The sequence below is a fragment of the Mangrovibacter yixingensis genome, from assembly GCF_020523985.1.
Lineage (GTDB): Bacteria > Pseudomonadota > Gammaproteobacteria > Enterobacterales > Enterobacteriaceae > Mangrovibacter > Mangrovibacter yixingensis.
Genome location: NZ_JAIVKM010000006.1, coordinates 109227 through 121794, shown reverse-complemented (window position 1 = coordinate 121794; position 12568 = coordinate 109227). Strand labels below are relative to the sequence as shown.

General features: G+C 51.3%; 13 protein-coding genes. 6 read left to right on the top strand and 7 right to left on the bottom strand.

Annotation, left to right across the window (positions count from 1 at the left end; genetic code table 11):
• Positions 1–4: 4 nt before the first annotated feature.
• Positions 5–565 (bottom strand): DcrB family lipoprotein, encoded by a 561-nt coding sequence (locus tag LC084_RS17635; RefSeq protein ID WP_226572477.1) that lies wholly within the window; start codon positions 563–565, stop codon positions 5–7.
• A gap of 72 nt (positions 566–637) precedes the next feature.
• Positions 638–1303: a 7-cyano-7-deazaguanine/7-aminomethyl-7-deazaguanine transporter gene (locus LC084_RS17630; RefSeq protein ID WP_226572475.1), complete on the bottom strand. Its 666-nt coding sequence runs from the start codon at positions 1301–1303 to the stop codon at positions 638–640.
• A gap of 355 nt (positions 1304–1658) precedes the next feature.
• Here LC084_RS17630 and tusA point away from each other — a divergent pair, with 355 nt between their 5' ends.
• Positions 1659–1904: a sulfurtransferase TusA gene (tusA, locus tag LC084_RS17625; RefSeq protein WP_226572473.1), complete on the top strand. Its 246-nt coding sequence runs from the start codon at positions 1659–1661 to the stop codon at positions 1902–1904.
• A 5-nt stretch (positions 1905–1909) separates the two neighbouring features.
• Here tusA and LC084_RS17620 read toward each other — a convergent pair whose 3' ends face one another.
• Positions 1910–4165 carry a zinc/cadmium/mercury/lead-transporting ATPase gene (locus LC084_RS17620; RefSeq protein ID WP_404808688.1) on the bottom strand — a complete coding sequence of 752 codons (2256 nt, stop codon included), beginning with the start codon at positions 4163–4165 and terminating at the stop codon, positions 1910–1912.
• Between the two features lie 142 nt (positions 4166–4307).
• Positions 4308–4934, bottom strand: a complete 627-nt coding sequence (locus tag LC084_RS17615; protein ID WP_226572469.1) for a lysoplasmalogenase — start codon at positions 4932–4934, stop codon at positions 4308–4310.
• A 156-nt stretch (positions 4935–5090) separates the two neighbouring features.
• On the opposite strand from LC084_RS17615, the gene LC084_RS17610 reads away from it, so the two are divergent.
• Positions 5091–5450: a DUF2500 domain-containing protein gene (locus LC084_RS17610; RefSeq protein ID WP_226572468.1), complete on the top strand. Its 360-nt coding sequence runs from the start codon at positions 5091–5093 to the stop codon at positions 5448–5450.
• Positions 5451–5459: 9 nt separating this feature from the next.
• Here the strand turns inward: LC084_RS17610 and LC084_RS17605 are convergent, their stop codons facing one another.
• Complete coding sequence (locus LC084_RS17605) at positions 5460–5729, bottom strand: DUF1145 family protein (RefSeq protein WP_226572467.1); 270 nt, start codon at positions 5727–5729, stop codon at positions 5460–5462.
• Complete coding sequence (gene rsmD, locus LC084_RS17600; RefSeq protein WP_226572466.1) at positions 5719–6315, bottom strand: 16S rRNA (guanine(966)-N(2))-methyltransferase; 597 nt, start codon at positions 6313–6315, stop codon at positions 5719–5721. Before rsmD ends, LC084_RS17605 begins: the two co-directional genes overlap by 11 nt.
• A gap of 247 nt (positions 6316–6562) precedes the next feature.
• Here rsmD and ftsY point away from each other — a divergent pair, with 247 nt between their 5' ends.
• The 4 genes from ftsY to rpoH all read left to right on the top strand — a co-directional run bounded on the left by ftsY (position 6563) and on the right by rpoH (position 10916).
• Positions 6563–8059, top strand: coding sequence for a signal recognition particle-docking protein FtsY (ftsY, locus tag LC084_RS17595; protein ID WP_226572465.1), 1497 nt, complete (start codon positions 6563–6565; stop codon positions 8057–8059).
• Positions 8060–8061: 2 nt separating this feature from the next.
• Complete coding sequence (ftsE, locus tag LC084_RS17590; protein WP_226572464.1) at positions 8062–8730, top strand: cell division ATP-binding protein FtsE; 669 nt, start codon at positions 8062–8064, stop codon at positions 8728–8730.
• Positions 8723–9787: a permease-like cell division protein FtsX gene (gene ftsX / locus LC084_RS17585; RefSeq protein WP_226572463.1), complete on the top strand. Its 1065-nt coding sequence runs from the start codon at positions 8723–8725 to the stop codon at positions 9785–9787. The genes ftsE and ftsX overlap by 8 nt, the downstream gene beginning before the upstream one ends.
• Positions 9788–10058: 271 nt before the next feature.
• Complete coding sequence (rpoH, locus tag LC084_RS17580; protein ID WP_226572462.1) at positions 10059–10916, top strand: RNA polymerase sigma factor RpoH; 858 nt, start codon at positions 10059–10061, stop codon at positions 10914–10916.
• 57 nt (positions 10917–10973) lie between these two features.
• Here the strand turns inward: rpoH and pdxR are convergent, their stop codons facing one another.
• Positions 10974–12482 carry a MocR-like pyridoxine biosynthesis transcription factor PdxR gene (pdxR, locus tag LC084_RS17575; RefSeq protein WP_226572461.1) on the bottom strand — a complete coding sequence of 503 codons (1509 nt, stop codon included), beginning with the start codon at positions 12480–12482 and terminating at the stop codon, positions 10974–10976.
• Positions 12483–12568: the final 86 nt, after the last annotated feature.

The following is a 12568-nucleotide window of genomic DNA, read 5'->3' as shown; positions in this document are numbered from 1 at the left end:
TGCGTTATTTCACTTCAACACTGCCGATAATATTATTCGCGACAACCTGCGATTGCTGCTGATCGTTCGCTGGCAGAGTTACCTGCATGGTGACCAGTTTATTGTCTACGTTGCCCAGCAGAACAGAAGACCAGGCGGTGTGGCCTTTGGCTGAGATAATGCTGTCGAGTTGCTGGAAGGTGTGCCCGTGTAACTCAACAGATTTATTAGAAACTACCTGCAGTTGCGGGTCGCGGTCACGTTGTTCATCTTCCAGGCGCTTGCCCAGTACGTCCAGTGCATCCACACTCTTATCGCCCACAATAACAATCACTGCGGACTGGCCGGTTGGATCTGAGTACACATGCAGGTTATTTGCCTGCGTGCCCAGTTTCCCGCTCTGGTCGCTCATATCCGCCGGTAAGGTGAAGTTCAGCTTGCCTTCGAGTAACGAGACCGTGTTGCTCTGAGCTTTTTGACTCTGGTCAGCATTACTCGCTGTTGGCGTATTGCTGTCTTTATTGTCACAAGCTGCCAGCCCACAGACCAGCAGGCCGATACCGACATATTTTACCAGGTTGCGCATTGACATCTTCCTTTCAGTTAAACAGCCATAACGGCTATCCGGCCATTTTACCACAAGAAAAAAGCGCGTCCCTTAATGGACTTGCAACGCCGTTAAATCAGATTTGTCTGCCAGCTTTTTCAACACCACATTGAGCAGTACACCGTAGGCGGGCAGGAAGAAGACCATGCTGATAAGAACTTTAAAGCTGTAGTCTACCAGTGCGATTTCCACCCAGTGTTGTGCCATAAACGGATCCGGGCTGTGCCAGAACGCAATAAAGAAAAACGCCAGGGTATCGCTGATGTTGCCTAAAAAGGTGGATGCCGTGGGTGCCAGCCACCAGTAATGGCTCTGGCGCAGGCGGTTAAAGACGTGAACGTCCAGAATTTGCCCCAGTGCGTAAGCCATAAAACTGGCGGCTGCAATACGGGCAACGAACAGATTGAAATGCCCCAGCGCGCTAAACCCTTGCCAGGTGCCATCGGCAAATAGCGAGGAAATAACATAGGAAACCAACAATGAGGGAACCATTACGGCAAAAATTATCCGGCGGGCCAGTGGCGCGCCAAAAATACGCACAGTCAGGTCAGTTGCCAGGAAAATAAACGGGAATGTGAAGGCACCCCAGGTGGTGTGAAAACCAAACACGGAAACCGGGAGTTGTACCAGGTAGTTGCTGGAGGTAATCACCAGCAGGTGGAACAACGAAAGCCAAAAAAGCGCATGCATGCGCTGGATTGCGGTAAAACGAATCATCAATGTCACCTTTTTGTTTGCTGGGGTGAGGGAACCCAGTCACTGGTTTGCCTGACGCAACATGCACCATAGCAATGAAAACCGCCGCATAATACGCAGTTGAACAAGTTTTGCAATGGTTAATTTTAACGCAATCGTTCACGCGGCTTGCGCTGTTGCTCGGCCTGCGTAAACTAGAGCGGTTTAACTTACAGGCAAAGTCCTGCGCGGTTTTGCTGTAATGTACGGCCGTAATAAACTGAAAATCAGAACAGTGATTTTCTTTTCCATTCAGTTTCTTTTAAAAACCGATGATAGCCAGGTGATATTCACAGGATTATCATCCGCCAGGTTTTATGACTTTTTAGAGAAAACTATGTCAAATCTGTTTTCCAGCCCTGACCATATGCTTGATGCGCAGGGGCTGCGTTGCCCGGAACCGGTGATGATGGTGCGAAAAATGGTGCGCAGCATGCAAACCGGTGAAACACTGCTGATCCTGGCCGATGACCCGGCAACCACTCGTGACATCCCCGGTTTTTGCCGGTTTATGGAGCATGAGCTGGTTGCTCAGAGCACTGAGGCCTTGCCCTACCGCTACCTGCTGCGTAAACAACACTGATTCTGCTACCGGGCGCGTTGGCGCAACAGGCGCAAGGCATTTAATGTCACCAGCGCCGTGGCGCCGGAGTCTGCCAGTACTGCCAGCCATAACCCAGTTATTCCCAATAAACTGGTGACCAGAAAGATACCCTTCAGGCCAAGGGCGAGGGTGATGTTCTGGCGGATATTGTTGTGTGCAGCGCGTGCCAGGCGAATCATGTCGGGTAAAGTGCCCAGTTTGCTGTGCGTTATGGCTGCATCTGCGGCTTCCAGTGCGACATCGGTGCCATTACCCATGGCAATACCTGTCGTTGCGGCCTTCATTGCCGGAGCGTCATTGATACCATCTCCTACCATGGCGATTGGGCCTTGTTCACGCAAACGCGCTACGGCCGCCACTTTATCTGCAGGTAGTAAACCAGCCTGAAATTCAAGCCCGGTTTCCTGAGCAATAGCGGCTGCCGCCCGTGGGTTATCACCGGTTAACATTGTGCCACGGATCCCCATAGCCTGAAGCCTGGCAATGGCATCACGAGCATCCGGGCGCAATGTATCCTGCAGGGCAAAATACCCCAGTAATTGCTGGGTGCTGAGTGCCACCACCAGAATCAATGTTCTTCCAGCGGATTCCTGAGCGGTAATGGCTGTGCTTTGTTGCGGTGTGAGTACATCTTCGGGAGCGGCATCGGGTGCGCACAGGAAATAATCTTCCCCGTTAATCTGTGCCTGAATCCCTTTACCCGGAACCACTCGCTGATTCTGGGCTTCGGGAAGTACCAATTGTTTTTGTTGAGCGGCAGCAACAATCGCTTGAGCCAGTGGGTGTGTTGCCTCCTGTTCAACCGCCGCGGCCACTCTTAATAACGCATCTTCGCTGATTGCAGCACAGGTTTCAGTGTGAACAACAGATGGTTTACCCAGAGTTAATGTCCCGGTTTTATCAAAAGCGATATGGCGGATTGAACCCAGTTGCTCCAGTGCTGCCCCGCCTTTAATCAGAGCACCAAAACGTGCGCCAGCTGCCAGTGCTGAGGTAATAGCGGCCGGGGTGGAAATAACCAGCGCACAGGGGCAACCAATTAAGAGCAGAGTCAGCCCTTTATAAATCCATTCCTGCCAGGGTGCTGCAAACAGCAACGGTGGAAGTAATGTTGTCAGCAGTGCCAGCAGGATAACCAGAGGTGTGTAAATCTGGCTGAAACGGTCAATAAAGCGTTCAACCGGTGCTTTACGGCTCTCTGCCTGTTCAATCAGGTTGAGGATACGGTCGATGGCATTTTCTCCTGGGCGAGAGACCACGGTGAGAGTGACCCGACTTTCAACGCTGGTACTACCCGCTGGCACGACATCATGTTGCCGGTGAACGACAGGAACAGATTCGCCAGTGAGCGCACTTTCATCGAAGCTGGCGATGTCATCATTTAATGTGCCGTCGGCAGGAAGCCGCCCGCCTGCGGCGATTTCAATAATATCGCCGGGGCGTAAAGTATCTGCCGGAACGGTTTCACGCTGCCCGTCCTGCATGCGCGTAGCAGTATCGGGTTTTAATGCCATCAACGCACTGACACCGCTACGGGCACGTTGTGCAGCATAGCTTTCCAGGTGTTCACCCAATATAAACAGCAGCAGAACCATAGCTGCTTCGGCGGTAGCGCCAATAAATAGCGCCCCAAGTGCCGCAACAGTCATCAGCGTTTCAATACTAAATGGGCTGCCGGTTTTTATGGATTTCAGTGCCTGGCGGGCAATTGGCCACAGGCCAACCAGTGTGGTAAAGACAAACGCAACTTGCCCGGCTTCGGGTGAGAATGCACGAATTGCCCAACTACAGAGCATCATGGTGGTTAAGACCAACAGTGGCAGATAATCACGCCATGTGTGCGCGGCCACTACCTGGCGAGTATTACTGTGCAGGCGATAACCTGCATTCTTTACTGCGTGCTCAACCTGTTTGCGAATGTCGCTATCGGCATCCACAACCAGTTTTTCACTGGAAAACACAACCTGCACCTGTTTGGCCGCACTTAACTGGCGTACTGCGGTTTCTACTTTTCTGGCGCAAGCCGCACAGTCCATTCCCTCCACTCGCCATTGAAAACGCTGGTTGCCTGCTTGCACGTTGTTGGAATTGTGCTCAGCACGTGGCGTTGCTGTACAACACGCCGTTTCTCCCTGGCAACAGCTTGTTTTGGCCGCGGGTTCGGCAGATGGCGCAATGGGTTTAAGCCGGGCCGTACTCAGTGACGGAACCTGGCGTTGGGGTGTAGTGGGGGGTGATATACGCATACAGTCTCCGGTATAAAACAGGGCCTGTATTGATGTTAATCTCTGGAGCCCACTCCAGAGTCAAGCAAAAAGATGTGTTCGCTCTTGCTGACGGGAAAGGGAAATACGTATGTGTAACCCTTTCCCGCTGTTGTTTTTACAGATAGAGCGAGCGAACAATCAGGAAGTGCCCGGCAAAATAGAATGCGGCCGTTATTGCCCGGTCAGCAGTAAATCGCCGCCGGAAGTGGCTGAATAACCAGATGCTATGGCTGATTAATAACAGCGCAGTGCCGATAAAGGCCGAAAAGCGGGTATCTACAGGACGGGCAAAGTAGAGTTCTGCCGCCAGCCACACCATGACCAGAGTCATCCCAACAAATGCGCTGACCGGCCAGCGCAGTTCTCCTAATTTGCTCCAGACAATCGCCAGTAACAAGGCACCCAAAACCGCCAGCACTACCGGTACTGGCCACCAGAAGCCAAAGCTCATCTGGCTGGCGAACCAGACGGTATAAAGCAGGTGCGACAGGAAGAACGCACCCAGGGCATAAATAAAGCGCTGAGTAGGCAGCAGTAGTAAGGCATCTCCTGCCATGGATGCTACCACTCCGGCGAGTACCAGGTAGCTCATTAAATTAAACATAGGAGCCTGCCAGGCCAGCAGTAACAGCAGTAACAACGTGACCGGTTTAAACAGCCAGCGTTGCCACCCAGGGCCACGGTAGGACGCATCAACATAAAGCCAACCAGAAAAACACACTGCAATAAATGACCAAAGCATAGTCACTCTCCCTGTTTGGATTGATGAACTAAAAAAAGGGCTGGCGCATATACCTGTGCGACCTTTCCTTGTTAAAGTCTGAGCGGCAAAGTGGCTGGCTGACAACACCACTTTGCACAGAGTAGTCTGAAACTCGTTGTATCATTGGGGAAAGGTATGAGTAAACCGCCATTTTTTTTCGTTGTGGTTATTGCGGTAATCGTGGTTCTTGCCTCGTTACGTTACATGCAGCAGCGCCGCCAGGATGCAGCAAATGACAGAGCGCCAGTCAGTTTTAAAACGATGGCAGTCTCCAGTAAGCGGGAAGTGCCGGTGGCAAAGCGGCGTTCACGTGAGCAACAAGTCTCTTCGCCTGCAGATTCAATTCGCTATGAGATGGGGTTTAAAGCACCGCAAGGTGGGGTGGAAATGCGTTTTCGGGTAACGGCGCAGCAATACCACGCCGTGTCTGTTGGTGATCGGGGAACGTTACATTACCAGGGAACCCGATTTCTGGAATTTACGCCAACACCCTGAACCAAAACATCATGGTTTTTTCTGTTGTTTTTTTTGCCAGGCCATTAATTCGAATACGCCAAACAAAAAAATACGTGTTTGCTGCAATGTGCCGATTTTGGGGGAGTCTTTACCCTGGCTTGCTTTCAACAAAGTGACTTGCAGGCCATGCATAAAAAACGTGAAAACCATCGCCACATTCATAAAGTAGTTGAGTGGCTTAGGAAAGGGGTGGATCAAGTTCAATACCATAAACCCCCACACGCCGAGCATAAGCAGACGGCCCAGATTAATCAGCATTCTGTTCTCCTTGCGTCTTGCGCAAGTATAGGCGATAGGCCACTTGCCCGGCCGTTTTTTCGCGGTGTAACTCCCAGTTGCCCGGCACAGCGGGTAACCCATGTTCTGATTCACTTTCAATATAAATTACTGCATCTGGCGCCAACCAGTTATTGCGTTCCAGTAATTGCACTGTGTCTTCCAGTAGCCCTTTACGAAAGGGCGGATCCACAAACACGATATTGTGCGGTGAACCGGGTTGTGCAAGGTGAGCCAGGGTGTTGGTCGCCAGCACTTTACCCTTGCTGGCATTGAGCGTTGCCAGGTTTTTTTGCAACTGTGCCGCGACACTGCGTTCCAGCTCAAGCAATGTCGCGCTGGCCGCATAACGGGATAAAGCTTCCAGACCCAGAGCGCCACTTCCGGCAAAACAATCCAGGCAGTGCGCATCAACGAGATAAGGTGCCAGCCAGTTGAATACTGTTTCCCGGACCCGGTCAGTTGTGGGGCGCAGCCCTGGGCTGTCTGGCACCGGGAGTTTCCGCCCCCGCCATTGCCCGCCAATAATGCGTATCTGGCCGGCACTGTTAGTTTGTTTTTTCTTCATAAATCGCACTGAGCTTAAGGATGTTGCGGCTATTCTAACGGCGAGTGTGCAATGGGGAAACCTCCATCCATTCCGTGCACGTCATTAACTTGCCGCATTTTGCAGGCAGCTTTCTGGAAAGCATCTGCCGGAGTGCTCACTCGGCGGGAAAGTGATAGACTGTCTCATTCAATTATTTCCATTTTTGGTCCCTGCTGATGGCATGCGGGGCATCGCCATGAATCAGCAGCGAGGAGTGTAGTCGCCGATGGCAAAAGAAAAAAAACGTGGCTTGTTTTCCTGGCTGGGCTTTGGCCAGAAGGCTGCGGAAGAAGAACAAAAACAGGATGTTGCTGAACAGGATGCAACACGCCAGGAAGATGCTGCCGCGGCTGCGTTACAGGCCAGTGAAAGTGCGGTAGAAGCAGAGCCTGAAACGGCTGCATCAGTTGAAGATGAGCATACGCCAACTGAGGCGACGCCAGTTGAAGATAATGCCAAAGACAGTGAATACGGGGTGGCTGCCGATGAAGAAAGTGTTGCTCAAAATGATGTGGCTGATGCAAGTATTGAGCCCGTTGCGCCAGTAGCAACCACGGAGTTAGTAGAAAACACCGGCAGTGCTGTTATTGCTGAGACAGCCGGGATTGAACAGGCCCCGGAAAGCGAGCAGCCTCCTGCAGAAGCAGAAGCAGAAGCAGAAGCAGAAGCAGAAGCAGAAGCAGAAGCAGAAGCAGAAGCAGAAGCAGAAGCAGAAGCAGAAGCAGAAGCAGAAGCAGAAGCAGGCGATGTTGATGCTGATACTGAAGCGGCATCTGAACCCGTTGAGCAGGAGAAACCTACCAAAGAAGGTTTCTTTGCCCGGCTGAAACGCAGCCTGGTTAAAACGCGACAGAACCTGGGTTCCGGATTTATCTCCTTGTTCCGCGGCAAAAAAATCGATGATGATTTGTTCGAGGAACTGGAAGAACAACTGCTGATAGCCGATGTTGGGGTAGAAACTACCCGTAAAATTATCACCAATCTCACGGAAGGGGCTTCCCGTAAGCAACTGCGCGATGCCGAAGCTTTGTATGGGTTGCTGAAAGAAGAGATGGCGGAAATTCTGGTAAAAGTAGACCAGCCGCTGGATATCGAAGGGAAAACACCGTTTGTCATCCTGATGGTTGGGGTGAATGGCGTAGGCAAGACCACCACTATTGGTAAACTGGCTCGCCAGTTCCAGCAGCAGGGCAAATCAGTGATGTTGGCGGCCGGGGATACCTTCCGTGCAGCGGCCGTTGAGCAGTTACAGGTCTGGGGCCAGCGTAATGATATTCCGGTGATTGCGCAGCACACGGGCGCGGATTCTGCATCGGTGATTTTTGATGCCATTCAGGCAGCGAAGGCCCGTAATGTCGATGTGCTGATAGCCGACACTGCAGGTCGCTTGCAGAATAAAGCGCACCTGATGGAAGAACTGAAAAAGATTGTTCGGGTGATGAAAAAGCTCGATGAAAATGCCCCTCATGAAGTGATGCTGACAATTGATGCCAGTACCGGGCAAAATGCAGTCAGCCAGACGAAGCTATTCCATGAAGCAGTTGGTCTGAGCGGTATCACGCTCACGAAGTTGGATGGTACTGCGAAAGGGGGAGTTATCTTCTCGGTTGCTGACCAGTACAGCATTCCAATTCGCTATATTGGGGTGGGTGAACGTATTGAGGACTTGCGTCCGTTTAAAGCGGACGATTTTATTGAGGCATTATTTGCCCGAGAGGATTAAAGATGATTCGCTTTGAACATGTCAGCAAAGCTTATCTCGGAGGGAGGCAGGCGTTGCAGGGAGTGTCGCTCCATATGCAACCGGGCGAGATGGCGTTTCTGACCGGTCACTCTGGCGCGGGTAAAAGTACATTGCTCAAGCTGATTTGCGGCATTGAGCGGCCAAGTGCGGGGAAAATCTGGTTTAGCGGGCATGAGATCAGCAGGCTGAAGAACCGGGAGATCCCTTTTCTTCGCCGCCAGATTGGCATGATCTTCCAGGATCACCACTTGCTGATGGATCGCACTGTGTTTGACAACGTCGCTATCCCGCTGATTATTGCTGGTGCCGGGGTGGAAGATATTCGTCGCCGGGTCAGTGCAGCGCTGGATAAAGTTGGCCTGCTGGACAAAGCGAAAAGTTTTCCTATCCAGTTATCCGGTGGTGAACAGCAGCGTGTGGGCATTGCCCGGGCGGTGGTGAATAAGCCTGCTGTATTGCTGGCGGACGAACCGACCGGTAACCTGGATAATGCATTGTCAGAAGGCATTTTGCGCCTGTTCGAAGAATTTAACCGTGTTGGGGTAACAGTATTAATGGCAACCCATGATACGGCGTTGATTGACAGCCGCTCTTATCGGGTGCTGACGCTCAGCGACGGGCATTTGCATGGAGGCGTTGCGGGTGAATAAAAATGATGCACTGAAGCGTATACGCCGCTTCGGCAACAAATTGCAGGATTTTAAGGACCGTGCGACCAAAGGTTCCACACCGGCTTCCCGGAATGTGAAAGCCCGCCATAAAGGGGGCAACCAGCGCGGAAAGCCCGGTAGCCGTAATGTATTTAATGAACAGGTGCGTTACGCCTGGCAGGGGGCGCTTGCTGATCTGCGCAGTACACCTTTTGCCACATTTCTTACTGTAATGGTGATTGCTATTTCACTGACGCTGCCCAGCGTTTGCTACATCGTTTACAAAAATGTCAGTGAAGCGGCGAACCAGTATTACCCTTCGCCGCAAATCACCGTCTATTTCGAGAAAACACTGGACGATAACGCAGCACAGCAAGTCGTAGGGCAAATCCAGGCGGAGCCTGGCGTGGATAAGGTCAATTATCTGACGCGTGACGAAGCGCTGGGCGAGTTCCGTAACTGGTCTGGTTTTGGTGGCGCGCTGGATATGCTGGAAGAAAACCCATTGCCAGCAGTTGCTGTGGTGGTGCCCAAAATTGATTTTCAGAATACGCAATCGCTGACCACGCTTAAAGACCGTATTTCCCGTATCCATGGTATAGATGAAGTGCGCATGGACGATGGGTGGTTTACACGCCTGGTGGCGATTACTCAACTGGTGGGTAATGTCTCGGCCATGATTGGTATTCTAATGGTTGCGGCAGTATTCCTGGTCATTGGTAATAGCGTACGCCTGAGTATCTTTGCTCGTAGAGATACTATCAATGTACAAAAATTGATTGGTGCAACTGATGGCTTTATTCTGCGACCGTTTTTGTATGGCGGTGCTTTGCTGGGCTTCAGTGGCGCATTTTTATCGTTGATATTGTCTGAAGTATTAGTATTGCGTCTTGCATCTGCGGCCGGAGATGTGGCAAAAGTATTTGGCACGACATTCAGTATCAGCGGGTTTTCCTTCGATGAAGCCCTGCTACTGTTACTGGTGGCGGCAATGATTGGGTGGGCGGCAGCCTGGCTGGCAACGGTTCAGCATTTACGCCACTTTACTCCCGATTAAAAAATTTCTGTTATACTCTCCCATTGCCTGCGAGAAATCGCAGCTGGGAGAGAGACGTAATGAATAACCCGGCGTCACTTTTCTGGATGTTCATACCTGTGTCACACTTTGTGTGTAAAATATTCACAAATCATATGTGAACTTGTGGATAACTTTGTTGTCATAGCTAAGGTGTGAATGATAGTCTCGTTACTCAACACGCTTTGGTAAAAGCATGACTGCCTGATGGGGGTATGCTGAATACCAGGCGACAGGTGATGTGAGGATTTGAATGACCAAAGAAATGCAAAATTTAGCTTTAGCCCCGGTAGGCAATCTGGAGTCCTATATCCGGGCTGCCAATACCTGGCCGATGTTATCGGCAGATGAAGAGCGGGAGCTGGCTGAACGGCTGCATTACCAGGGTGATCTGGAAGCAGCTAAAAAGCTGATTCTGTCGCACCTGCGCTTTGTTGTTCATATTGCGCGTAACTACTCCGGTTATGGCCTGCCACAGGCGGACCTCATTCAGGAAGGTAATATCGGCTTGATGAAAGCTGTGCGCCGTTTCAACCCTGATGTCGGCGTGCGCCTGGTATCGTTTGCAGTTCACTGGATCAAAGCTGAGATCCATGAATATGTGCTGCGTAACTGGCGTATCGTGAAAGTGGCAACAACCAAAGCGCAACGTAAGTTGTTCTTTAACCTGCGAAAAACCAAACAGCGTTTAGGCTGGTTTAACCAGGATGAAGTTGAAATGGTTGCCCGCGAACTGGGTGTTACCAGCAAAGATGTGCGTGAAATGGAATCCAGGATGGCAGCGCAGGATATGACTTTCGATATGCCAACCGATGACGATTCCCATGACAGCCAGCCAATGGCTCCGGTCCTGTACCTGCAGGATAAATCGTCTAACTTTGCCGATGGCATTGAAGATGATAACTGGGAGTCTCATGCTGCTGACAAACTCACTCTGGCGCTGGAAGGCCTGGATGAACGTAGCCAGCAGATTATTCGTGCACGTTGGCTCGATGAAGACAACAAGAGCACGCTGCAGGAACTGGCAGATCATTATGGTGTCTCTGCTGAGCGTGTGCGCCAGCTTGAAAAAAACGCCATGAAAAAACTGCGAGCGGCTATCGAAGCCTGATTGCACAGAACACGAATACCCCGTTTGCCACCAGGCTGACGGGGTTTTTTATGCCTGTTATTCAGCCCTGGAAGGTAAAGCCAGTTCCGGGCAGCCTTGCTGTATGCAGGGCAGTAATTTCAAAAAAGCACGCTCCATATCTTCTTCGGGCACGCAGGCGAACCCCATCAACAGCCCTTTGTGTACCCGGGTGCCAAAGTAGTAACGGGAAAGTGGGCGCACCAAAATACCTCGTGCGCTGGCAGCCTGTGCAATCGCCACGTCATCGGCTGTTAAAGGCAGATTTAAAATCAGGTGCAACCCGGCATTGTTGTTGAAATCACCCAGCGCCTGCTCCCCTAAATAGCGGGTAATCAGCCCCGCCAGGAAAGCTCGCCTGCGTGCGTACAGTAAGCGCATCCGGCGAATATGCGCCGTGTAATGCCCTTGGGTAATAAATTGTGCCAGCGCGTTCTGGGCCAGCAAATGGCCCCCGCGGTACAACTCCCCATGTGCAGTTTTTAATTCACTGGCAATGGCTTTAGGAAGCACCACATAGCCAAGCCGTAAGGCCGGGTAGAGTGTTTTACTGAATGTCCCAATGTAAATAACGGGCGGATCACGGACCAGGCCCTGAAGGGCGGGAATTGGCTGCCCTGAAAAGCGAAACTCACTGTCGTAATCATCTTCCACAATCCAGCTGCCGCTATAGCGCGCCAGGGCCAGTAAACGCTGGCGGCGCTCCAGGCTCATTACTGACCCTAAAGGATACTGGTGGGATGGCGTGACGAAAATCAGGCGTGGTGGTCTTCCCGCGAGTGGGGCTTCCGGGGGATTCATGCCGTACTGGTCGACATTTATTGGTGTAATTCGGACATCATTCATACGCAAAATATTGCGAATCCCCCAGTAAGCAGGCTCTTCAACCCAGGCGTTGTCTCCTGGGTTGCACAGCATGCGGCTGATTAAATCGAAAGCCTGATGTATTCCTTCAGTAATCAGAATCTGGTCCGGGGTACAGTGCACAGAGCGTGCGACACGTAAATAATCTACCAGAGCGAGTTGCAGGTCCGGGCTGCCACCCTGGCAACTGTAAGTCAGTTGTTGAGCATTTGGCCGACGGCTAAGCCGGGCCTGAATTTTACTGAATAACGCATGGGGAAAGGCAGTCACATCCGGTACACCAGGAATAAATGCTCCCCACTGCTGTGGGCTTGCACTACTGTGGTTCAGTAAGGTCTGACCACGTAATGAAAAAGCCTGGGAGAGATCAGAGTCTTCTTCTGAGTTTAGTGTTTCTGTAGCGGTAAAAAATGAATCTGGCAGAGTTTGTGCGATATAAGTACCGCTCCCCTGGCGAGAAACAATATATCCCTCTGCAAGCAATTGATCATAAACTGTTAGTACAGTGTTACGAGAAAGGCCCAATTGCTGAGCCAAATCCCTGGAAGGGGGCAAACGGCTCATTGGTGCCAGGCTGCCATCAAGAATAGTCAGGCGTATTGCGTTGTATAACTGCTTGTGCAGCTTATCTTCTGGCTGTTCTGCCAAACGTAGTTGCAGTAAATCCCCAATTAGCGAGCGCAATTGGATCCCTCAATTTTTCTTAACTGGTACTAGATTATAGGGCCATACCCTGTGTAAATAAACGTCACTGTATAAGTTTTGTTGCA